This window comes from Pantoea sp. SoEX, from assembly GCF_009829945.1.
Taxonomy (GTDB): Bacteria; Pseudomonadota; Gammaproteobacteria; order Enterobacterales; family Enterobacteriaceae; genus Pantoea_C.
The window spans coordinates 22,628-46,909 of the sequence record NZ_SZZT01000005.1; the positions used below are offsets into that span (position 1 = coordinate 22,628).

Sequence of the window (24,282 nt, forward strand, 5' to 3'; positions counted from 1 at the left end):
TATTATATTATTTTATGCCTATATTTTATTGATGAACTTTTAGACAAATTATCTAATAACATTTTTAGTATCATTTGAGAATTATTCTTTATCATTATACTAAATAATGCATTTAACCTATCTTTTGGCATATGATACGGAATTACCTTGTTTAACATAACTATTACTAAATTACCTTGAAGATCTTCGGTTACGCCCCAAGAAAATTCACCTTTTTTATATGGACCTTGAAGGCTAAATGCCATTTGATTTATAGGATTTTGAATATCATCACTACGGCTAATTATTGTATTTTTACTCAACAATATTCCTATAGAAGCTAAAGCTTTTTGTTTATCTTTAGCTTTCATTATTTTATCAGCTTGTAACTTAGCTTGCTGACGTGCTTTATCCATCTTAAGCATGTTTATTATCTGTGATTGAACTTTTTTTATAGGTTTTATAGTTTCTTTTTTATGATTATCCATATGAACAACTATTGAATGAATATCATCTAGTTTAATCACATCGGAATTATTACCTACACTTAGTTTACCACTATATAAAGTTTCTTTTATAACATTAAAATCAAGGTCTTTAGGTATATTATTAATATTAAACCAACCAGTTTTAATTTTTTTAACACCAGATACTATTTCAGCATCTTTAAGAGAATTATTATTGTGCAGTACAGCTGAACTAACTTTTTGATTAAGTTCACTAAAAAGATTTGTGATATTTTTTTTACGTATTTTCTTAATAATAATATTATGAACTTCTGATAACGATTTAATTCTGCCAGGCATAATATCTTCTAAATATACAATTATAAAACCTTTAGATGTACTTATTATATCGGATATTTGTCCTTTTTTCTTAAGTCTAGAATTTTTTATTTCGTTTGGTATATTTGTAATATCTATCCATCCTATATCTCCTCCTTTGCTAGAAGAAATTGGATCTATAGACATATTTCGAGCTAATTTAGAAAAAGATATTCCTTTGTTTAATTGATCTAAAACTTTTTTAGCATCTGTCTTAGTTTTAGTCTGAATGATTCTATAACGATTTAGAGGTTTAATATAATATTCACTTTTATGATTTTGATACCATTTATTAATATCGGATTCACTAATAGATTGTTTTATTTTATTAGCGTTAAGTTTTATATAGCTAATACGAAATTTTTCTGGTATTAAAAAATTATTTTTGTATTGTTGATAATATTGACTTATTTCATCATCATTTGTAGTTTGTTTTTTAGCTAATGAATGTATATTTATAATTGCTTTACGGATAGATCTTTTCTGAGAAATTAAATCAGCCAATTTATTAATTTCATTAGGTAATACAAAATCGCTATTTACTATAGTAGTAATTAGATGTTGCACGGAAAGTTCTTTACGTAATAATGTTACATATTGATTAGCAGTTAGTCCTATTTTATTTAGAACATTATTATACTGTTTATTATCAAATACCCCTTTAACTTGAAAATAATTTTGATTAAAAATCACTTCTTTAAGCTGATTATCACTGATACTTAAATTTAAATTATTAACATAACTACGCAACAATGATTTATCAATTAAATAAACTAAAGATTGTTGACGCAATTGACGCATATAAATTTCATTTTGTAACATTTTTTGAAAATTATTACCTAAAGACTGTTGTTGATGTTCAATAGCATCACTTAATGCTTGGTCTAATTCAGCATTGGTGATTTTCTCTCCGTTAACTTGAACTAAATAATCTCGTTTGTTGTTACCGACTATATATGTACCAATGCTAGTTAAAATAAACAATAAAATAGTTACACTCAAAATAACTTTAATAAGAAATGAATTAAATAATGTACGAAAACTACTAATCATATTATAATAAAACTCAATAAAATACAGGGTTAGAAATTTGCCATTAATAATATAAAAATACTATTTTGGTTTATAAAAATCAACAAAATAAAACTTTATTTATACTACTAACATTAATTAATAGAGTTTTTTAACGTTTTACCTGCACGAAAACCTGGTATTTTTCCAGCTGGTATATTTATTTCTTGACCAGTTTGAGGATTTCTACCTACACGAGCAGCACGATTTCGTACAGAAAAAGTACCAAAACCTACTATTACAACATCATCTCCTCTCTTTAGCGCAGATGAAATAGAACCAGTAAATGCATTTAAGACACGACCAACCACTGCTTTAGGAATAGAAGAATCTAAAGCAATTTGATTAATTAATTGTGATTTATTCACCTTTAAAAGCTCCTCTTTAATATAAATAAAACAATATTATTAAAAATAAATACTCAACAGCAAAATTTATATTTATTGAAGCACATAATAACAATATTTTTTTAAGATATTATCTAATTCAATTATATGCTATAAAGCTGATTTTCTAAAGCTAGTTTCAGTACTTCTTCGATTCGTTTTACCGGATAAATATTTAAGTTGGAAATTATATTTTTAGGTATTTCTTGCAAATCACGTTTATTTTCATCTGGAATTAGTACTGTTTTAATATAACCCCGATGTGCAGCTAATAGCTTTTCTTTCAAACCTCCAATAGGTAATACTTGACCACGTAAAGTAATTTCTCCAGTCATTGCTAAATTAGAGCGAACTGGATTACAGGTTAAACAAGATACTAATGCAGTACACATAGCAATTCCAGCACTAGGACCATCTTTCGGTGTAGCACCTTCTGGAACATGAACATGAATATCACTCTTTTCATAAAAATCAGAATTGATACCTAATTTTTCAGCACGAGCCCGTACTACAGTTAGTGCTGCTTGAATAGACTCTTGCATAACTTCTCCTAAAGAACCAGTATAGGTAAGTTTCCCTTTACCAGGAATACATGCTGTTTCTATTGTAAGCAAATCTCCTCCTACCTCAGTCCAAGCTAATCCAGTAACTTGACCAATCCTATTTTTATTATCAACTTTACCGTAATCGAATCGACGTACTCCTAAAAAATCATCAAGATTTTCTATACTAATTGAAACATTATTCTTTTTTTTATCAATTAATAATAATTTCACAGTTTTACGACATAATTTAGAAATTTCACGTTCTAAATTACGTACACCAGCTTCACGAGTATAATATCTAATAATTCCTAAAAAAGCATCATCTGTAATAGTTATTTCTCTTAATTTAAGTGCATTACAGCTAATTTGTTTTGGTAAAAGATACTTTTTTGCTATATTTAATTTTTCATCTTCTGTATAACCGGAAAGACGAATTACTTCCATACGATCTAATAGAGGTGAGGGAATATTCATTGAATTAGAAGTAGCTATAAACATTACTTCAGAAAGATCATAATCTACTTCTAAATAATGATCGTTAAAAGAAACATTTTGTTCTGGATCAAGAACTTCTAGTAAAGCAGAAGATGGATCGCCACGCATATCAGATGACATTTTATCAATTTCATCTAATAAAAAAAGTGGGTTTTTTACTTTTATTTTAGCCATCTTTTGTATTATTTTTCCTGGCATAGAACCGATATAAGTACGTCTATGTCCCCTAATCTCTGCTTCATCACGTACTCCGCCAAGCGCCATTCTAATGTATTTTCGACCAGTAGCTCTAGCAATAGATTGCCCTAAAGATGTTTTCCCTACTCCTGGAGGTCCTACTAAACACAATATAGGTCCTTTAATCTTATTAATTCTGCTCTGTACTGCAAGGTATTCTAAAATTCTTTCTTTAACACGCTCTAAACCGTAATGATCTATATCCAATATTTGCTGAGCTTCACATAAGTCCTTCTTTACCTTACTTCTCTTGTACCAAGGAACTTGAATCATCCAATCAATAAAGCTACGTACTACTGTTGCTTCTGCAGACATTGGGGACATCATTTTTAATTTTTGTAATTCAGATTCAGTTTTATCTCTTGCTTCTGTTGTCATTTTTGAAATTTTAATTTTTTTCTTTATAATTTCATATTCATCTGGTGATTCATCCATTTCACCTAATTCTTTTTGAATTGCTTTCATTTGTTCATTTAAGTAATATTCTCTCTGACTTTTTTCCATCTGTTTCTTAACTCTATTTCTAATTCTTTTTTCTACTTGCATTAAATCTATTTCAGATTCCATCATAGCCATAAGGTATTCTAACCGTTCATTTACATCTGACATTTCAAGAACTGACTGTTTATCTCCTAATTTTAATGGAATATGTGCAGCTACAGTATCTGCTAGACGCGCTGCATCTTCTATATTATTTAAAGAAGTCAAAACTTCAGGTGGAATTTTTTTGTTTAGTTTTATATAACCTTCAAATTGATTAATTGCTGTACGGATTAGTACTGCTTGCTCTCTATCTTCAATTTTAGGTGAAATTAAATACTCCGCTTCGGCAACAAAATGATCACCTTTATCAGCTAATGTTTTTATATAAGCACGTTGTAAACCTTCAACTAAAACTTTAACTGTTCCATCAGGCAATTTCAACATTTGTAATACTGATGATACAGTTCCTACTGAAAAGAGATCATTAATTCCAGGCTCATCTGTTGATGCTTCTTTTTGTGCTACTAACATAATAGTTTTGTCCTGATCCATTGCAGCTTCTAAGCATCTAATTGATTTTTCCCTTCCAACAAATAGTGGAATTACCATATGTGGGTATACTACAACATCCCGCAAAGGTAATACGGGTATTTCAATACATTTAGAACGCTCAGGATTCATGCATCTCTCTCTTAATTCTAAATCTGTGTTGGATAGAACTAAATTTTAGTTTATATAAATTTTTGTTTAAAAATTACAGATATTAATCATATGGGGATGATTGTCACACATTCAATATTAATATAATTAACAAAAAAACTATTAATTATAGTTTAATTTTACGAATTTAAATCAATGCTGTATTTTTTTCTTTATTAGATTCTTGACAATCAGAATTAACGTAAACTAAAGTTGGTTTAGATTTTCCTTCAATTACTAATTCATCAATTAATACTTTACCTATTCCTTTCATTGAAGGTAAGCTATACATAGTATCTAATAATATATCTTCAATGATAGAACGTAAACCACGAGCCCCTGTTTTATGTATTATAGCTTTTTTAGCTATAGCACTTAATGCATTATTGTGGAATTTAAGTTCAACCCCTTCTAATTGAAATAAAGTCTGATATTGTTTAGTTAGAGCATTTTTGGGTTTATGTAAAATTTCAATTAAAGTTTCTTCATTGAGTTCATTTAAAATTGTAATTACAGGCAAACGACCTATAAATTCAGGAATTAATCCAAACTTAATTAAATCTTCTGGTTGACATTGAGATAATAATTTACTTTCAGTAAAATTGTTAGATTTATTATTGATATCAGCAATAAAACCTATTTCTGAACCTATTTTGATACGTTGAGCAATAAATTTATCTAATCCAGCAAACGCACCTCCACAAATAAAAAGAATTTTTGAAGTGTCAATATACAAAAGTTCTTGTTGTGGATGTTTACGTCCCCCTTGAGGAGGTACAGCAGCCAATGTACCTTCAATTAATTTAAGAAGAGCTTGTTGAACTCCTTCTCCTGAAACATCTCTAGTTATAGATGGATTATCAGACTTGCGAGAAATTTTATCAATTTCATCAATATATATAATACCGTTTTGTGCCTTCTTTATATCATAATTACATTGTTGCAATAATTTGTGTATAATATTTTCTACATCTTCTCCTACATAACCAGCTTCAGTTAATGTAGTTGCATCTGCTATAGTAAAAGGCACATTTAGAAGTTTAGCTAAAGTTTCTGCTAATAAGGTTTTTCCGCTCCCTGTTGGTCCTATAAGTAGTATATTGCTTTTCCCTAATTCAATATTATTATGCTTAATATTATTATGTAAACGCTTATAATGATTATACACTGCTACAGCTAATACCTTTTTAGCTAATTCTTGACCTATTACATAATCATCAAGATAGCAACGGATATCATGTGGAGTAGGAATTTTACGTAATTCCTGTTCCTGTGAAACAACTTCCTTGCTACTATCTTCGTAAATAATATCTCTGCACATAAAAACGCATTCGTCACATATATAGACTGATGGTCCAGCAATTAATTTACGTACTTCTTGCTGATTTTTATCACAAAAAGAACAGCAAAGTAATTTATTTAAATTATCTTCATTTTTATCTATCATCATTCAACCCCTTCTTTTATTTTTATATACTCTAGAAACCAGGTGAATGTATTTAACTAATTGGTTAAATTGATTTAATCTTTTTTTCTCCATTAAGATGTTTGTAATGAAGGGTATAATTAAAAACAATTATAACAAAAATAATTTTTATTAACGAGATGTTAAAATTGAATCTATAATTCCATATTTTAATGCTTCTTTTGCCGATAAGAAATAATCACGTTCAGTATCATTTTCTATTTGTTCTAAAGATTTCCCAGTATGTTTAGCCAACAATTCATTCATGCATTGTTTTACTTTTAGAATTTCTCGTGCATGAATTTCAATATCTGTTGCTTGTCCTTGATATCCTCCAAGAGGTTGATGTATCATTACTCGTGAGTGAGGTAAACAAAAACGTTTTCCTTTAGTTCCTGCTGCTAATAAAAATGCACCCATTGAACACGCTTGACCAATACAAATAGTGCTAACATCTGGTTTAACAAATTTCATGGTATCATATATAGACATTCCAGATGTAATGATTCCTCCTGGAGAATTAATATATATATTTATATCTTTTTCCGGATTTTCCGATTCTAAAAATAATATTTGAGCAACAATTAAGTTAGACATATAGTCTTCAACTTGTCCAGTTAGAAATATTACTCTTTCTTTTAACAAGCGAGAATATATATCGTAAGAACGTTCACCATGAGTGTTACGTTCAATTACCATTGGTATTAGAGTATTTTTTTGGCTGAAAATTTCATAACTATTGTTGCTATGTAATAACACTGTTATCTCCTAACATAAAACATGAGATTAATCTTATATTAATTTTTATGAATTAATTAAAAGTATATGAATTTATAAATCATTAAATGATTGCTTGATTCATTAGAATATTAAAATCAATTTTCTTTTCTATTACTTTGGCTTCTTTTAGTATTATATCAATAGCTTTTTTTTCTATTATCATATTTTTAATATTATCTATAATATTATCATTTTTTTTATAAAAATTGACAACTTCTTTTGAATCTTTGTAACTATGTGATAATTCTTCTATTACTTCATGAATACTTTTTTCATCAGCTTGAATATTATGTTGAGAACATATGTTTTGTAAAATTAACTTTATAGCAGCATTTTTTTTTGCTTTATCTATTACTACATTTTCTGTGATTTTTTGAAAATTTTCTAATTTTTTTTGATTAGTTAAAGATTTAGGTGAATGATTTTTGTTTATATCTTTTATTTCATAATTAATTAATGATATCGGAATATCAATTAATTTTAAATTTAAGATTTCTTTAATTATTTGATTTTTTATTTCCTTATACATGGCTATTTTAAAATCTAATTCCATATTTTTGCGTATTTTATTCCTAAAACTAGATATTAATCCATCCTTTATACCTAAAGATTTAATTAAATCTTTATTTAATTCAGGAACAGTAGGTCTTTCAACTTTTTTAAGTTTTATATTAAAATGTACTCTTTGTCCTTTTAATACTTTTAAATGATAATCTTCTGGAAAACTACAATCAATAATAAAATTATCTCCTTTTTTATAACCAATAATCTTTTCTTCGAAACAGGATAACATGTGTCCTTTACCCAATGGCAGAACAAAACCAAGTGTTGTTCCGTTTTTTATTTCTTTTCCTCTAATATAACTAGTAAAATCGATAGTAACACGATCATTTTTTTCTACTGATGAATTTATTTCCACCCACTTTATACATTTTCTCTTAATATTTTCTATAGTTGAATCTATATCCGATTCTGTTATAGTGACTATTGGTTTTTCAATGCTAATATTTTTTAATATTTTCAAATCAATTATTGGATAAGCATTAAATTCAACTACATATTCAAAATCTTTATTTTCAGTAAATATTCCTGGAATATATTTTGGTGAACCAATTATATTTATTTTTTGTTTTGCAATTAAATCAATAAAGTTATTTGTCATGAAATTATTTAAAATATCTAGAGTAACAGAATTTTTATATCTTTGTGATACTATTTGTATTGGTACTTTACCTTTTCTAAATCCATTAATACTGATTTTCTTACATATATTAGTTAGTTCTTTTTCTATAGCTTTATTAATTTTTTCAGAATCTATAGTACAAGTCATTTTATGAATTAAATTCTGATTAACATTTGCTAACAATTGCATATTATATCTCCAACTTATTTTTATTTACCTCAAAACATCATGTTTATAAAATCTATATAAATGGAAAATATAGGTTTGTGTATATTACAAGAAAAGATTCATAGAAAATTATTTATAATATACTTTCATAATAATTTATTATATAAAATATTTTAGCTAAATTATTATAGATAAATCATTAAGAAAATATAATTAATTCAAAATAAATGAATAAAATAATAAAACGGCCCTCAGGCCGTTTAAATTTAAAAAACCTAAGCAATTTGAGTTTTTTTACTATTACAATAAGGCGAATTAGGAACAGTATGTTGTAATACTGACCATTCTTTTAGAGTATATGAATGTAATGCAAGAGCATGTATCCTTGATAACTCAGTAGTGAGCTCACTATAAATAGCACGATGACGTATCAAAAAACGCTGTCCCTTAAAGTGATCGCTAACAATAATTACCTTAAAATGACTTTCCGAACCAGCAGGAACATTGTGTCTATAACTTTCATCGTTTACTTCTAGATGAAGTGGTTTGAAGGCTAAGCGAAGTTTTTCTTCTATTTGTTCGCGAATCATTATTTTGCTCCTTAAATAGAAAGCTTTATATCGCATATAATTAAATATTAGTATCTTTAACTTTTTTACCAAATACAATATAAAAACATATTTTTTATTATTTCATCAATTAGTTAATATTAATAATTTCGTAAAACAAGATAGTTATAACCCTTCAATAATATTTTTTTAAATTTCATAACTAAACTGATACTAAAAAATTTATTAAGGATAATATTATATTTTTTAACACCTTAAATAAGTTATGTAATTAAAAAATTATAAATTTTACTGTTAGATTAGTATTAATCAATATGTGATACTAATTATTAAGATATTAAGTTAAAAGTGCAGGAAATCGAAATTTTATACATTATAGCTAGTTTTATGAAAAACATATTAAATATTATTTTGTATATATACCATAATTGACATAAAAATATAACACAAAATAATTCATTATCTTACATTTACTATTATAAATTTTTTAAACTAATAAATATCAATTTGTTCTATAAAAATGATTAATTTTATCTATATCAAGTACTTATAGTACATAATAAACCAAAATTTATTAATTAATTTTGGTCTTTATTTGAATTTTATACTTATTCAAATTAGAATTTAACATGGATATGTCTAGCTTATTTTAAATATATATGTTTAAATCTTTTAAAAGACTTATAGCTTTGTAAGCTAATCAAAATTAAAAAATTATATTATAATGTTTATAATGAGTAATACTTTAATTGAATTTTTAGTAATGTAAATAAATTTATATTATAGTTAAAATAATTATTCGGTAAATAAATTAAAAAAGTTATTATGTAACTGTTAAAATTAATCAATCGAGTAATAGGTTATATGATTAACATCAATAATATCAAGTATTATTAATTATTTTTTATTTTCAATTTAAATAACTAAACATTTTCTAATTCTGTTAATATTTCTATAATGTTAAATTGTTTAACTAATTTATAAGATAAATAATATGTAGATACAAATAATTTTCAATGAGGTAATTAAATGATATCTAAAAAATACAACAGTAAAATAAAGAAAATTTTATTATTTATCTCTTGTGCTACATTACTTAGTGGATGCGAAAGTGCTTTATTAAATCCAAAGGGTCAAATTGCATTACAGCAGCGCTCATTAATATTAACTGCTTTTTGTTTGATGTTAATCGTTGTTATTCCAGCTATTGTTATGACAATATTATTTGCATGGAAATATCGTGAATCTAATGTAAACGCAAAATATAGTCCTAATTGGTCACATTCTAATAAGATAGAAGCTATAGTGTGGACAATTCCAATAATAATTGTTATTTTCCTTAGTATATTAAGTTGGAAATCAACTCATGAACTAGAACCTAGAAAACCAATTGCATCTAATGTTAGACCTATAGAAATAGATGTTGTTGCTTTAGATTGGAAATGGCTTTTTATTTATCCAAAACAAGGTTTTGCCACTATTAATCAAATAGCATTTCCAGTAAATACTCCTATTTTGTTTAAGATCACTTCTAATTCTGTTATGAATTCTTTTTTTATACCACAGCTTGGTAGTCAGATTTACGCTATGGCCGGTATGGAAACCCAACTTAACTTAATAGCCAATTATCCTGGAATTTACAATGGAATTTCTTCTAATTTTAGTGGGCAAGGATTTTCTGATATGAAATTTAAAGCCATTGTAACTGAAAATAATCAGGGCTTTGAAAAATGGACAGATAATATTAAAAAATCTAACATCGTAATACGAGATATGAATGATTTTGAAAATATTGCTATACCTAGTAAGAATGATCCAGTGAAGTACTTTTCTAAGGTAGATCCCACTCTATTCTTAAAGATAATTGAAAAATTTAAAATGAATCATAATATGGTTCATAATATGAATTATGAAAATGGATAAAATATTATTATTTTATCTATCCAGTTATGTCTGAAAATAGGTGCAATATAAATTTTTGTTTAGGCAACAATACTAGGAGGAAAAATATAATAATATGCATATGTTAGGAAGATTAACATTAGATTCAATACCTTATCATGAACCAATTATTATGGGTGCGGTTTCTGGTATTATAATAGTTGGTTTGTTCATAGTTATAGTTCTTACTTATTTTAAAAAGTGGAAATATTTATGGTCAGAATGGTTAACATCTTTAGACCATAAAAAAATAGGAATCATGTATATTCTTGTTGCATTTATAATGCTATTACGTGGTTTCGCTGATGCGATAATGATGCGTGCCCAACAAGTTTTAGCATCAGCCGGTGAAGCAGGTGTTTTACCGGAACATCACTACAATCAAATATTCACTGCTCATGGCGTAATTATGATATTTTTTGTAGCAATGCCTTTAGTTATTGGTTTAATTAATATTATTATTCCATTACAAATTGGAGCACGAGATGTTGCATTTCCATTTTTAAATAGCTTAAGTTTTTGGTTTACTATAATTGGTGTAATATTAGTAAATTTATCTTTAGGTATAGGTGAATTTGCACAAACAGGTTGGTTAGCTTATCCCCCTCTTGCTGGAAGCGATGTCAGTCCGGGAGTAGGAGTTGATTATTGGATATGGAGTATTCAGTTAGCAGGAATTGGTAGTACTTTAACAGGAATTAATTTCTTTGTAACTATTTTAAAAATGCGAGCTCCAGGTATGGATTTATTCAAAATGCCAGTTTTTGTATGGACTGCTTTATGCACTAACGTTTTGATTATAATATCATTTCCTGTACTTACTGCTACATTATTTCTATTAACACTTGACAGATATTTAGGATTTCATTTTTTTACAAATGAAATGGGTGGTAATATGATGATGTACATTAATTTAATTTGGATATGGGGACATCCAGAAGTATACATATTAGTTTTGCCGGTATTTGGAGTATTTGCAGAAATAACTGCAACTTTTTCTAGAAAACGCTTATTTGGTTACAATTCTTTAGTATGGGCTACTATAGCTATTACTATTTTATCATTTATTGTTTGGTTACATCATTTTTTTACTATGGGAGCAGGTGCAAACGTTAATGCTTTTTTCGGTATTATGACTATGGTAATAGCAGTTCCAACAGGAGTAAAAATCTTTAATTGGATATTTACTATGTACGAAGGGCGCATTAGAATGCATTCCGCCATGTTATGGACTATAGGTTTTTTAATCACTTTTTCTATAGGTGGTATGAGTGGTGTTTTATTAGCTATGCCAGGTGCTGATTTTGTATTACATAATAGTTTATTTTTGGTAGCACATTTTCATAATGTGATTATTGGTGGTGTAGTTTTTGGTTGTATGGCTGGAATAACTTATTGGTTTCCAAAAATATTTGGTTTTACACTAAATGAAACATGGGGAAAGCTTTCATTCTTTTTTTGGATCATTGGATTTTTTATTGCGTTCATGCCATTATATGCGCTAGGATTTATGGGAATGACACGACGTATTAGTCAAAATATAGATCCTCAGTTTCATTCTTTATTAGTTATAGCATCATGTGGCGTATGTATAATAGCGATGGGAATAATATGTCAATTAATAATGTTTTATGTTTCTATACGTGATCGTAAAAAAAATATAGATTTAACAGGAGATCCATGGAACGGAAGAACATTAGAATGGTCTGTTTCTTCACCGCCACCTTTTTATAATTTTGCTTTCATTCCTCATGTAGAGGATTTAGATGCATTTTGGGATATGAAAGAAAAAGGTAAAGCTTATAAAAAGTTTAAAAAATATGAAAAAATTCATATGCCAAGAAATAGCAGTGCTGCGATTATTATTTCTGCTTTTGGTACAGTATTAGGATTCGCATTAGTATGGTATATTTGGTGGTTAGCTATAATATCTTTTTGTGGTATGATTGCTACTTGGATTTTAAAAAGTTTTGATTACGATACAAATTATTATGTTTCAGTTGATGAAATTGAAACAATTGAAAAACAGCATTTTGATAAGATTAGCGAAACAGGTTTAAACAATGGTCAGCAAATCTCTTAAACATAATCAACATATAGAATCTAATAAAATATTTGGTTTTTGGATTTACTTGATGAGTGACTGTATAATATTTGCAACTCTCTTCGCAACTTATGCAGTCATGGTTAACAATACAGCAGATGGACCTACAGGGAAAGATATATTTGAATTACCATTCGTACTAATAGAAACTTTTTTATTGCTGCTAAGTTCTATTACTTGCGGGATGAGTGTGATATCAATAAATAAAAACAAATCAAATATTGTTATATGGTTAGTTATTACTTTTTTATTAGGCTTATCATTTATAGGTATGGAATTTTATGAATTCTATCATTTAATTGAACAAGGCTATGGTCCGACTACAAGTGGATTTTTATCTAGTTTTTTTACTATAGTGGGAACTCATGGAATTCATGTAATTTGTGGTTTGGTTTGGATGTTAGTACTTATTATTCAGTTACTTAAATTTGGAAAGAAAATAAATAATATTACTCGTCTTATGTGCTTAAGTCTTTTTTGGCACTTTCTAGATGTAATATGGATATGTTTGTTTACTATTGTTTATTTAATGGGGGTTATGTAATGAATCATGTTTTTAATGAAAATGAAGATTATACATTACCTGGCAGTGTAAAATCATATGTTATTGGTTTTATTCTATCTATTATTTTAACTAGTATTCCTTTTTGGATAGTAATATTTCAAAGCACATCTCGCTGTATGATGCTTAGTGTAATAGTAAGTTGTGCAATTATTCAGGTTTTAGTTCATTTATTTTGTTTCCTACACTTAGATAGTAAATCTGAAGATGGATGGAATATGATATCACTAATTTTTTCTGCAATAATTATTTTAATTATAGTTGCAGGTTCTATTTGGATTATGTCTAATTTAAATCATAATATGATGGTTAGATAAAACATAATAAAGTTATTAAGTAATAATTTACAATTTAATAATGCTTAAACAATATTTACAATTAGTAAAACCAAAAATAATTTTTGGTAACTTGATTTCTGTCGCTGGTGGTTTTTTGCTTGCCTCAAAAGGCAATATTAACTACAAATTATTAATTATTTCTTTGCTTGGGGTTTCTTTAGTAATTGCCTCAAGTTGTATTTTAAATAATGTTATAGATTGCGATATAGATCAAAAAATGGATAGAACAAAAAACAGAATATTAGCTAAGAATGTTATATCGATAAAAAAAGTTGTTTTTTATTCTTTTATGTTGGGTATTAAGGGATTATTTTTATTATATTTTTATGTAAATTTTATATCAACTTTATTAGCGATGTTAGGAGCGGGTATTTATGTAGTCGTATATAGCTTGTACATGAAACGCAGATCTATTCATAGTACATTAATTGGTAGTATTGCAGGAGCAACTCCCCCTATTATTGGTTACTGTGCAGTAACCAATAAATTTGATATTTGTGCACTAATTTTAACTTTAATTTTTAGTTTGTGGCAGGTACCTCACTCTTATTCTATTGCAATATTATTTTTAAAAGATTATAAACTAGTAAATATTCCTGTATTACCTGCAATAAAAGGTATAACTACAACGAAACACCATATTATTTTTTATATTGTACTGTTTATTTTTTCTATTTTTATGTTAACCATTAGTGGATATGCTAGTTACAGGTGTTTATTTGTTTCATCATTAGTAAGTTTAATATGGTTTATTATAGCTTTATCAGGTTATAAAACAGATAATAATGAAGTTTGGGCTCGTCAACTATTTATTTTTTCTATTTTTACTATTACTGTAATAAGTATAATGATATCTATAGATTAAATTGAATTTATCAATATAATATGATTTGATATGTAAAATATTATTATATTAATTTTAATAATTTGATATGGTTTAACACAATGAAAGATAGAAAGCTAAATACTACAGAACTGCGTACTAGCGTAGGACTAGGAATGGTTTTTTCATTGCGCATGTTAGGAATGTTTATGGTTTTACCCGTATTAACTACTTATGGGATGTTATTGCAAAATGCAAATAAAACTCTTATTGGTATAGCTATAGGTATTTACGGATTAACACAAGCAATATTCCAGATTCCATTTGGTTTAATGTCTGATCGTATAGGAAGAAAACCAGTTATTTTGTTTGGTTTATTTTTGCTACTGTTAGGTAGCTTAATTGCTGCTAATAGTAATTCCATATGGTATTTAATTATTGGTCGGGCTTGTCAAGGATCAGGTGCAATTTCTGCTGCAATAATGGCACTATTATCCGATTTAACTCGTGAACAAAACTTGAGTAAAGTAACTGCTTATATTGGTATCAATTTTGGTATTACATTTGCTATTGCAATAATAATGAGTCCTATAGTTACGCATGCTTTTGGATTACATTCTTTATTCTGGATTATATCTATTTTTTCATTGATTTGTATTTTTATTGTGATATATCTAGTTCCACCAGAAATAAATCATAAGGTTAATCGAGAAATTGATATAATAAAAGGTAGTTTTTTTAAAATATTATTAAATTACAAATTAATTAAATTAAATTTTAGTATTTTTTGTTTACATACATTATTAATGTGTGTTCTTATTGTTTTACCACATCAATTTGAAATAGCTGGAATACCAGTATCAAAACATTGGAAAATTTATTTAACAACTATGTTAATTGCATTTGCTCTTGTAATACCTAGTATGATTTATGCTGAAATTAATCGTTTAGTAAAGCAGATGTTTTTAATTGGTATTATAATTATAATAACATCAGAAATTTTATTACAAAATTTTCTCAATAATCTTTGGATGTTAATTATTGGGATACAACTTTTTCTTTTTGCTTTTAGTTTAATGGAAGCTATTATACCTTCTTTAGTAAGTAAAGAATCACCATTAGGGTATAAGGGTACTGCTATGGGCTTCTATTCTACTAGCCAATTTTTAGGTGTCGCTTTTGGTAGCAGTATGGGTGGTTGGATATTAGGACATTTTGATGCTAAAACTGTATTTTTATATTGTATATTAATTGCTATTTTTTGGTTAATAATTAGCTTTAATATATCAGAACCACCATATATCACTAATACACGTATAACATTAAGCGATAAAGCATTAACTATTGCGGATTTAGAAACAAAAATAAAAGAACAACCAGGTATTTCAGAAACACTAATAGTACATGAAGAAAAAAGTTTATATATTAAGATTGATAATACAATTACTGATAGAAGTAAGGTAGAAAAATTTCTTAATAATTTATAATTATTTATATTTAATTCTAGAATAAATATTATGATTTTTCATTCATAAATTTTTACGTTATTAAATCCGTGTTTAAGTAAATACAGTAATTGTAAACGACTCATTAAACCGTTATCACAATAAAGTAACCAAATTTTATTTTTGTCTAATTTTTTGAAATGTGTTTTTAGTTTATAAAAAGGAATTGATATAATTTTAATATTATTATTCAATTTCAATGGTTTTTTTTCTTGTTCATCGATAGAACGTATATCAATGATACATTTATTTTTATTTACACATAAAATGTTTTTTTCTTTCACTATCTTTTCCTTTTTATAGTTTATCAACTAATAATTTTTTTAAAAAAATGAAAATTATTTAAATAATAAAAACAATAACATTATTCTATTATGTTATTTTTTTAACATATACTTATTTTATAAGAATATTTGTATAATTTTTATATTTATTTAAATATATATAAAATCTACAGTTTAAATTAATTATTTGTATGAAATGAGCATTACATGAATTGTAATTATACTGAATATCCACTGTTATCATTAACAACAACAGTTCAGGAACTACGTGCTTTACCAGTAGAAATGTTGTCATCATTATGTTATGAACTACGTCAATACTTACTAAAAAGCGTAAGTCACTCTAGTGGTCATCTTGCTTCTGGTTTAGGAGTTGTTGAGTTAACAGTTGCATTACACTACGTATATAACACTCCTCTTGATTACTTAATATGGGATGTTGGTCATCAAGCGTATCCACATAAAATTTTAACCGGTAGACAGCATCTTATTAGCTCTATTAGACAGAAAAATGGTTTGCATTCTTTTCCTTGTAGAGATGAAAGTGAATACGATGTTTTAACTGTGGGACATTCTTCTACATCTATTAGCGCAGGCATAGGTATAGCGATAACTGAAAAATATAAAAATAATGGACGTCATATTGTTTGTATTATTGGTGATGGTGCAATTACCGCAGGAATGGCTTTTGAAGCAATGAATCATGCTGGTGATATAAAACCAAATATACTTGTCATTCTAAATGATAATGAAATGTCTATTTCTAAAAATGTAGGTGCTATTAATAATAGGCTAGCACGAATTCTTTCTGGAAAAACGTATTCTGTCTTTCGTGAAAGTGGCAAAAAAGCTCTTGATAAACTACCCCCTATTAAAACACTATTTAGGCGTACCGAGGAATACTTAAAAAGTATAACAACAGCAGGAGTACTTTTTGAGGAAATGGGATTTAATTATATAGGACCTATCGATGGGCATGATGTACTAAATTTAGTTAACACCTTAAAAAATATGCGTAAATTAAAAGGTCCACAGTTTTTACATATAGTTACAAAAAAAGGCAAAGGATATGATCCAGCTGAAAAAGATCCTGTTAAATGGCATGCTGTTCCTAAATTTGATCCTATAAGTGGTACTTTACCTAAACATACAGAATCTTTACCAAGCTATTCTAAAATTTTTGGTAATTGGCTATGTGAAATGGCATCTCAAGATCCCAAACTTATAGCAATAACACCAGCTATGAGTGAAGGTTCAGGTATGGTAAATTTTTCACGTAAATATCCAAAACAATATTTTGATGTTGCAATTGCTGAACAACATGCAGTAACATTAGCTTCAGGGATAGCTATTGGTGGTTATCATCCTGTTGTAGCTATTTATTCTACTTTCCTGCAACGTGCTTACGATCAGGTGATCCATGATGTAGCTATTCAAAAATTACCTGTATTGTTTGCAATTGATAGAGGAGGTATAGTCGGTGCAGATGGACCTACTCATCAAGGAGCTTTCGATATTGCTTTTTTGAGGTGTATCCCTAATATGATAATAATGACACCAAGTGATGAGGATGAATGTCGTCATATGCTATATACTGGTTATAAATATAAAAAGGGTCCAACTGCCGTACGTTATCCTCGTGGTTCTGGTACTGGAATTGCATTGACTTCTTTAGCAATAATTCCTTTAGGTAAAGGTGTTGTTAAAAGACAAGGAAAAAAATTAGCCATACTTAATTTTGGAACCCTTTTAGTAGAAGCTTTGCATGTTGCAGAAAAATTAAATACAACTTTAGTAGATATGAGATTTGTTAAACCGTTAGATGAAGAATTAATTTGTAAACTAGTAAAAAATCATGAAGATTTTGTTACTTTAGAAGAAGGCTGTATTAAAGGAGGTGCTGGTAGTGGTGTAAATGAATTTATAATGAAAAAAAGGTTAAAGATATCAGTTTTAAATATTGGATTGCCAGATAAATTCATTCCTCAAGGTAGTCAAAAAGAAATTCGTAAAGACTATAAATTAGATTTTTATGGCATAAAACAACAAATTGATGAATGGTTAAAAAGATAAATATTAATATTTTACCTAAAATGGTTAAAACCTTTAAAAGGAAATTTCAAAGGTTTACCATTTTTAAACAATGTAAATCCCCTTGACTTATGCATTATTCTGCCTGTAGTAATAAGGAGGGTATATTCAAATTGCTTAAAGCTATATTTAATTTATTAAAATTTGCTTCTGAAATAATTTAGCTTAATGCATAATATAATATTTCATTATACTCAAAATTTTTTGCTAAATTAGTAGATATAGGAAGATTATTTATGTTTATATAATCGACAAAATTACTTTTTTTAATATGTGATGTGACTAGGGTTTGATGATATTAATAAATCTAGGTGGGGCAATATCAATTGCTGAATATGCAACATAATGTTTGTCATTGCAAAATAAGAGATACGGAATGCTAATGACTTTTAGCTAAGGATATTTTATTTTTATAAAATTTTATAACAATTTTAAACCTGATGCGCTATCACCTAATAAAATACCAATAACATAAATTATTTAATTTTTGCTCCAGAACGTTTTAAAAAGTAACATTTTATACAAAATCATATAAATTACAGATAAAACTTAATTGATAAATTACCATTACTTATTATTTGATCTAAATTGTAAAGTTGCTTTATCTAGTACTCCATTAATAAATTTATGACTATCCTGTGCTCCAAATATTTTAGCTAATTCAATACCTTCATTAATTGCAACCTTATATGGCATATCACTACATTTACTAATTTCATAGAGAGCGATGCGCAAAATAGCTTTTTCAATATTACCTAAATTATTTATTTTACGAGATAAATATGGTTTCATAAGTTGATCTAAATAAATATTATTCTGTGTTACTCCAAATAATAATTTATGAAAATAATTAATATCAACATTAACAATATTTTGTTCTGTTAAAAAATATAATTCTACTTCAGATATGTCATTTTTAGATAGTTCCCAAGAATAAAGTGCTTGAACAGCACATTCTCGTGCCCGACGACGACTAGTAAGGCTCATAAATAATCCTTTTTTAATCAATTAATTTTAATAGCTTTTATTACATTAATCATTTCAAGTGCAACAATTGCTGCTTCAGATCCTTTGTTACCCGCTTTAGTTCCAGAGCGTTCAATAGCTTGCTCGATATTTTCAGTTGTTAGTAATCCAAAAGAAATAGGTATATTATTACTTATTGCAATTCTAGCAATACCTGAGCTAGTCTCATTAGCTATATGTTCAAAATGCGAAGTATTACCACGAATAATTGTGCCTAAAGCAACTATTGCATCATATCTATTCGTTTTAATTAATGTATCTGCAGCTAATGGTAATTCAAAAGCTCCTGGCACCCATACAACAGTTATATTATCATGATTTACTTGTCCTATACGTGTTAAAGATGAGATTGCTCCTTCTAAAAGATTATGATTAATGAAGTTATTAAAACGTGATATAACTATAGCAATAGTTGCTTCTGGAGAAGCAATATTAGCTTCAATTACTTTCATGTTTATCCTTAGTTAAAAATATGTATATACACAATTATAATATTCATTATTTCTATATTTATTATTTTTTTGGCATTAAAGTTAATCTTATATCATTACCTATTCTTTTTATATCAGTATATGTGAATGTAGGAGCATCTTTTAAATTATTTAACCCAGGTAATGTACAAAAACTAATACTATTATGTCCTAATATTTTTGGAGCAATATAAATAATTAATTCATCAATAAGATTAGCCTTAATTAATGCACCTGAAAATATTCCACCAGCTTCTACTAATACATTATTAATTTCATGTTTACCTAATAATAAAAGTATTTGGGATAACATACTTTTTTTTTGACACAATGGTAATATCATCTGAACTACATTAGAAGGCCAAATATTTTGATCGTGTTTATGTCTTATTAACCATATTTGGCCAGCTTGACTAATCAATTTATGTTTAGGAGTAACTCGATTATTTCTATCTATAATTACTCTTACAGGTTGACATAATAATTTTTTATTAGGTAAAAAGTTGATTTGTTTTTGTATCTTAGACCAACGCACTGTAAGAAAGGGATTATCAGACAATACTGTAGAACTAGTACTAATAATAGCTGAACTTTTTGCTCTATAAATCTGTACATCATTACGTGAATCTTCTGAAGTAATCCATTTGCTATTTTTATCAATCATGGCAATTCTACCATCTAACGATATACCCAATTTTAACTGTAACCATGGATATCCAGTACACATTCTTTTAAAAAAACCTCTATTTATCTCTTTACTTTCTTCCATCATCAAACCATGATTAACTTTAATACCAGCTTGTTGGAGCAAATTAAAACCTTTTCCTGATACAATTGGATTTGGATCTTGTACAGCACATACTACTCTATTAATACCTGCTTTAATTAAAGCATAACAGCAAGGAGGTGTTAAACCATGATGACTACATGGTTCTAGAGTGACGTATACAGTAGAATTTTTTGCTTGACTACCTGCTATTTTTAATGCTTGTATCTCAGCATGATCTTCCCCTGTTTTTTTATGCCATCCTTCTCCAACAATGTTACCATTATTGACTATTACACATCCTACATTAGGATTAGGAGCAGTAGTAAAACACCCACGTTTTGCTAGCTGTAAAGCACGTGCCATATATACTTCATCTATCAAAATTTACTCCCATAACTTCTTATTATTGATTTTTTAAATCATTGTAGACATTATTGTAGATAAAAAGAAAAATTCTATAAAATTAATATTAAATTATTGTTTTTATTTTTCAGACATTGTGTATGTCATATCAGACGTAATAAAAATACTATTATCATATATCATAAATAGAAACAAAATTGGTAAAATATTTTTATATATTACAAAAATATTTATACATCCTACTAGATATACTTTATACATTTATTTAAAAATAATTTATAACAACTAATAAATACAATTAAGTCAATATCATTAAAGATTAATTTTTATTTGTAATTAAATATCTTGTTATTTATAATATTTGTCATTAATTTTAAAGATAAAGAAATATAAATTGATGACATAGTACCTACAATAATTCCTATTACCATAGTTAATGAAAACCCTTTTAATAATGATCCACCAAATGTTAATAGAATTAAAACCATCATTAAAGTAACTAAAGATGTCATGAGTGTACGGTTTATTACTTGAGTTAAAGAAATATTAATAATATCATAATAAGAAAAGGATTGGATTTTTTTCATGTTTTCACGGATACGATCAGAAATAACTATCTTATCATTAAGTGAATAACCAATTATAGACATTAATGATGCGATAATTGTTAAATCTATCTCTATGTGCAATAAGGATAACAGCCCACATGTGATAATTAAATCGCTCAATAAAGCAACCACTATACCAAATGCTATATTCCATTCAAATCTAAATCCAATATAAAAGAAAACAGCTAATATTGCATAAAAAAGTGCTATTATGCCATTCATTGTTAATTCAGGACCTATGCTTGGTCCTACAAAATTAATGCGGTTAATTGTTATTTTCTGTTTCATGTTTTTTTTAATTGATTCAATTAACTTATCGTTAATATTGTCTGAATTGGAAGAGTTAATTTTTATCAATACACTTTTGTTATCACCAATATTTTGTATTATAGGTGAATTAAAACCAGATTTTATTAATTGGCTACGTAATAAATTAACATTAATTAATTTATCAAAACTAGCTTCAATTACCGTACCTCCGGTAAAATCAATACTCCAATTGAAATTGAAGACATAAATAATTACAGTAGATAACAAAATTAAAAATGCTAATACCGAAAATGCTAATTTATTCCATCGCATGAAATCTATTGGTTTATATCCTTCATGAAATTTATTAATATTACTAATATTTAGCACTTACTATAATCCTATATATACAATTTCTTAATATTTTTATTACTATAGATCAAATTGACTATTGTTCTAGTACCTATAATTGCAGTAAACATTGACGTTATTATACCAATAATAGTCATTATAGCAAATCCTTTAATAGAACTAGTGCCAAAAACATATAGAATTAAGGCTTTAATTAAAGTTGTTATGTTTGAATCTATTATGCTTGATAAGGCTTTTTGGTAACCTTTACTAATAGCTTTATTAATAGAAAATCCATTATGAAGTTCCTCTTTAATACGTTCATTTATCAAAATATTAGCATCTACAGATACTGCTAAACTTAATACTATACCTGCAATGCCTGACATTGTAAGTGTTATACCTGGTAAAATTGATGTAACACCAGTAATAATTATTAAATTTATCAATAGAGCAATAATTGAGATCAATCCGAATATTTTATAGAATAATATCATAAAAATAGCACAAGCAACTAAACCATATAAGCATGATTTTAATCCTTGGATTATATTTTGTTGTCCCATAGTAGGACCTACAGTGTGCTCTTCTATAATACGAATTGGGGTAACTAGAGTGCCTGTACGTAATAACATAGAAAGTTGATGTGCTAAATTTAAATTTTTAATACCAGTTATACTAAAACTATTACCTACCGGAGCTTTAATATTAGCAATATTAATTATTTCTTCATTTTTTGTTAAAATAGCATGACCATTAGAATCTTTCTGACCGCTATCCTTGTATTCTATAAATAAAGTTGCAATATATTTTCCAATATTTTTTCTAGTAAACAGAGACATTATATCTCCACCATTACTATCTAATGTAATATTTACTACAGGATTTCCGTACTCATCAATACTGGAATTAGAGTAGGTGATATGATTTCCTGTTAAAATAGTATTTTTATATAATATAACTGGTTGACCATTAACCATGTATTTAATTTCAGTATCGGAAGGTAAAATATTTTTTGAGATTAATGCTGCATTTAAATTAATATTATTATTTACTAAACGAAATTCTAAAGTTGCTGTTGTTCCTATCATTTCTTTAGCACGCGCTATATCTTGAATACCAGGAATATTAACTATTATATGGTCAGATCCCTGACGTTGTACTGATGATTCAGATAAACCAATTTGGTTTATTCTATTACGTAATATATAAATATTTTGTTGAATTGCTTTTTCTCTTATTTCATTTATATAAAATGGAGCTATCTTTACCACAATACTATTGTTATGATTATTTTTTAATATTAAATTTTTATAAATAGATTTCAAATATATTAAAGCACTATCAACGTCATGATGACTTTTAAAATTTATTTCTAAATTAGAATGCTCATTCGTGTATATGTTATTATATGGAATATTAATTTTACGTAAATCATCCCTCATATTATTAAGATTTTGATTTTGAATTTTTTTTATTAGATTATGTATATCTAATTCAATTAAAAATTGAACTCCACCACGGAGATCAAATCCTAATTTCATTGGTTTAGCTGATATAAAATTTAACCATTTCGGTACTAATGGAACTAAATTGATTGCAGTAATATATTTTTTCCCAACTTTTTTTTCAATAATATCTTTTGCTATTAATTGCGTATCTATATTATTAAATAATAATGTAATAACTCCATTTTTTATTGATATAGATTTATGTTTTAATTTTCTTTCAATTACTAATTTCTTAATAACATCAAAAAAATGTTGATCTGCAAAATTACCATTTTTACCAGTAATTTGTATAGCTGGATTTTCCCCATATAAATTTGGAAGTGCATATAATAAACTTATAATTATAACTAAGGATAAAACAATATAATTCCACTTAGGATAACAATTTAACACGATAATTACT

20 protein-coding genes are annotated in these 24,282 nt (G+C 27.0%); 7 read left to right on the forward strand and 13 right to left on the reverse strand.

What is annotated here, in order from left to right; all coding sequences use genetic code 11:
- Window positions 1–2 precede the first annotated feature (2 nt).
- The 7 genes from ppiD to bolA all read right to left on the reverse strand — a co-directional run bounded on the left by ppiD (window position 3) and on the right by bolA (window position 8,908).
- Window positions 3–1,856, reverse strand: a complete 1,854-nt coding sequence (gene ppiD / locus FD726_RS03035) for a peptidylprolyl isomerase (RefSeq protein ID WP_159990121.1) — start codon at window positions 1,854–1,856, stop codon at window positions 3–5.
- Window positions 1,857–1,969: 113 nt separating this feature from the next.
- Entirely contained in the window at window positions 1,970–2,242 is a 273-nt protein-coding gene (locus tag FD726_RS03040; RefSeq protein ID WP_159990122.1) for an HU family DNA-binding protein, read from the reverse strand.
- A 122-nt stretch (window positions 2,243–2,364) separates the two neighbouring features.
- A complete protein-coding gene (lon, locus tag FD726_RS03045) occupies window positions 2,365–4,701 on the reverse strand; it encodes an endopeptidase La (RefSeq protein ID WP_159990123.1) in 2,337 nt (778 codons plus the stop codon).
- A gap of 166 nt (window positions 4,702–4,867) precedes the next feature.
- Window positions 4,868–6,166, reverse strand: a complete 1,299-nt coding sequence (gene clpX, locus FD726_RS03050; protein ID WP_159990124.1) for an ATP-dependent Clp protease ATP-binding subunit ClpX — start codon at window positions 6,164–6,166, stop codon at window positions 4,868–4,870.
- A 150-nt stretch (window positions 6,167–6,316) separates the two neighbouring features.
- Window positions 6,317–6,913 carry an ATP-dependent Clp endopeptidase proteolytic subunit ClpP gene (gene clpP, locus FD726_RS03055; protein WP_255454564.1) on the reverse strand — a complete coding sequence of 199 codons (597 nt, stop codon included), beginning with the start codon at window positions 6,911–6,913 and terminating at the stop codon, window positions 6,317–6,319.
- Between the two features lie 112 nt (window positions 6,914–7,025).
- Window positions 7,026–8,336 (reverse strand): trigger factor, encoded by a 1,311-nt coding sequence (gene tig, locus FD726_RS03060; RefSeq protein ID WP_159990125.1) that lies wholly within the window; start codon window positions 8,334–8,336, stop codon window positions 7,026–7,028.
- Between the two features lie 254 nt (window positions 8,337–8,590).
- Complete coding sequence (gene bolA / locus FD726_RS03065) at window positions 8,591–8,908, reverse strand: transcriptional regulator BolA (RefSeq protein ID WP_204162676.1); 318 nt, start codon at window positions 8,906–8,908, stop codon at window positions 8,591–8,593.
- Between the two features lie 1,005 nt (window positions 8,909–9,913).
- Between bolA and cyoA the strand changes: the two genes are divergently transcribed.
- The 6 genes from cyoA to FD726_RS03095 all read left to right on the forward strand — a co-directional run bounded on the left by cyoA (window position 9,914) and on the right by FD726_RS03095 (window position 16,139).
- Entirely contained in the window at window positions 9,914–10,807 is an 894-nt protein-coding gene (cyoA, locus tag FD726_RS03070; protein ID WP_159990127.1) for a ubiquinol oxidase subunit II, read from the forward strand.
- 100 nt (window positions 10,808–10,907) lie between these two features.
- On the forward strand, window positions 10,908–12,908 hold the full coding sequence (cyoB, locus tag FD726_RS03075; RefSeq protein WP_159990163.1) for a cytochrome o ubiquinol oxidase subunit I: 2,001 nt from the start codon (window positions 10,908–10,910) through the stop codon (window positions 12,906–12,908).
- Window positions 12,889–13,473 (forward strand): cytochrome o ubiquinol oxidase subunit III, encoded by a 585-nt coding sequence (gene cyoC, locus FD726_RS03080; protein WP_159990128.1) that lies wholly within the window; start codon window positions 12,889–12,891, stop codon window positions 13,471–13,473. The genes cyoB and cyoC overlap by 20 nt, the downstream gene beginning before the upstream one ends.
- Entirely contained in the window at window positions 13,473–13,808 is a 336-nt protein-coding gene (gene cyoD / locus FD726_RS03085) for a cytochrome o ubiquinol oxidase subunit IV (RefSeq protein ID WP_159990129.1), read from the forward strand. Before cyoC ends, cyoD begins: the two co-directional genes overlap by 1 nt.
- A gap of 40 nt (window positions 13,809–13,848) precedes the next feature.
- Window positions 13,849–14,694: a heme o synthase gene (gene cyoE, locus FD726_RS03090; protein WP_159990130.1), complete on the forward strand. Its 846-nt coding sequence runs from the start codon at window positions 13,849–13,851 to the stop codon at window positions 14,692–14,694.
- Between the two features lie 80 nt (window positions 14,695–14,774).
- Window positions 14,775–16,139: an MFS transporter gene (locus tag FD726_RS03095; RefSeq protein ID WP_159990131.1), complete on the forward strand. Its 1,365-nt coding sequence runs from the start codon at window positions 14,775–14,777 to the stop codon at window positions 16,137–16,139.
- A 38-nt stretch (window positions 16,140–16,177) separates the two neighbouring features.
- Here the strand turns inward: FD726_RS03095 and thiI are convergent, their stop codons facing one another.
- Window positions 16,178–16,468: a thiazole biosynthesis protein gene (thiI, locus tag FD726_RS03100; protein WP_159990132.1), complete on the reverse strand. Its 291-nt coding sequence runs from the start codon at window positions 16,466–16,468 to the stop codon at window positions 16,178–16,180.
- A 180-nt stretch (window positions 16,469–16,648) separates the two neighbouring features.
- Here thiI and dxs point away from each other — a divergent pair, with 180 nt between their 5' ends.
- The gene (gene dxs / locus FD726_RS03105) at window positions 16,649–18,514 is read left to right on the forward strand and encodes a 1-deoxy-D-xylulose-5-phosphate synthase (RefSeq protein WP_159990133.1); all 1,866 of its coding nucleotides are present in this window, start codon (window positions 16,649–16,651) and stop codon (window positions 18,512–18,514) included.
- Window positions 18,515–19,099: 585 nt separating this feature from the next.
- Here the strand turns inward: dxs and nusB are convergent.
- The 5 genes from nusB to secD form a co-directional block, all read right to left on the reverse strand.
- Complete coding sequence (gene nusB, locus FD726_RS03110; protein WP_159990134.1) at window positions 19,100–19,519, reverse strand: transcription antitermination factor NusB; 420 nt, start codon at window positions 19,517–19,519, stop codon at window positions 19,100–19,102.
- A 17-nt stretch (window positions 19,520–19,536) separates the two neighbouring features.
- Complete coding sequence (gene ribH / locus FD726_RS03115) at window positions 19,537–20,010, reverse strand: 6,7-dimethyl-8-ribityllumazine synthase (protein ID WP_159990135.1); 474 nt, start codon at window positions 20,008–20,010, stop codon at window positions 19,537–19,539.
- A 61-nt stretch (window positions 20,011–20,071) separates the two neighbouring features.
- The gene (ribD, locus tag FD726_RS03120) at window positions 20,072–21,178 is read right to left on the reverse strand and encodes a bifunctional diaminohydroxyphosphoribosylaminopyrimidine deaminase/5-amino-6-(5-phosphoribosylamino)uracil reductase RibD (RefSeq protein WP_159990136.1); all 1,107 of its coding nucleotides are present in this window, start codon (window positions 21,176–21,178) and stop codon (window positions 20,072–20,074) included.
- A gap of 308 nt (window positions 21,179–21,486) precedes the next feature.
- On the reverse strand, window positions 21,487–22,407 hold the full coding sequence (gene secF / locus FD726_RS03125; RefSeq protein ID WP_159990137.1) for a protein translocase subunit SecF: 921 nt from the start codon (window positions 22,405–22,407) through the stop codon (window positions 21,487–21,489).
- An 11-nt stretch (window positions 22,408–22,418) separates the two neighbouring features.
- On the reverse strand, window positions 22,419–24,272 hold the full coding sequence (secD, locus tag FD726_RS03130; protein ID WP_159990138.1) for a protein translocase subunit SecD: 1,854 nt from the start codon (window positions 24,270–24,272) through the stop codon (window positions 22,419–22,421).
- Window positions 24,273–24,282 lie beyond the last annotated feature (10 nt).

What these genes read in the sequence shown, in the direction of transcription:
- ppiD (WP_159990121.1), bottom strand. Translation starts at nt 1,856, where the DNA reads ATGATTAGTAGTTTTCGTACATTATTTAATTCATTTCTTATTAAAGTT.
- lon (WP_159990123.1), bottom strand. Translation starts at nt 4,701, where the DNA reads ATGAATCCTGAGCGTTCTAAATGTATTGAAATACCCGTATTACCTTTG.
- clpX (WP_159990124.1), bottom strand. Translation starts at nt 6,166, where the DNA reads ATGATAGATAAAAATGAAGATAATTTAAATAAATTACTTTGCTGTTCT.
- tig (WP_159990125.1), bottom strand. Translation starts at nt 8,336, where the DNA reads ATGCAATTGTTAGCAAATGTTAATCAGAATTTAATTCATAAAATGACT.
- cyoA (WP_159990127.1), top strand. Translation starts at nt 9,914, where the DNA reads ATGATATCTAAAAAATACAACAGTAAAATAAAGAAAATTTTATTATTT.
- cyoB (WP_159990163.1), top strand. Translation starts at nt 10,908, where the DNA reads ATGTTAGGAAGATTAACATTAGATTCAATACCTTATCATGAACCAATT.
- cyoC (WP_159990128.1), top strand. Translation starts at nt 12,889, where the DNA reads ATGGTCAGCAAATCTCTTAAACATAATCAACATATAGAATCTAATAAA.
- cyoD (WP_159990129.1), top strand. Translation starts at nt 13,473, where the DNA reads ATGAATCATGTTTTTAATGAAAATGAAGATTATACATTACCTGGCAGT.
- cyoE (WP_159990130.1), top strand. Translation starts at nt 13,849, where the DNA reads ATGCTTAAACAATATTTACAATTAGTAAAACCAAAAATAATTTTTGGT.
- FD726_RS03095 (WP_159990131.1), top strand. Translation starts at nt 14,775, where the DNA reads ATGAAAGATAGAAAGCTAAATACTACAGAACTGCGTACTAGCGTAGGA.
- dxs (WP_159990133.1), top strand. Translation starts at nt 16,649, where the DNA reads ATGAATTGTAATTATACTGAATATCCACTGTTATCATTAACAACAACA.
- nusB (WP_159990134.1), bottom strand. Translation starts at nt 19,519, where the DNA reads ATGAGCCTTACTAGTCGTCGTCGGGCACGAGAATGTGCTGTTCAAGCA.
- ribH (WP_159990135.1), bottom strand. Translation starts at nt 20,010, where the DNA reads ATGAAAGTAATTGAAGCTAATATTGCTTCTCCAGAAGCAACTATTGCT.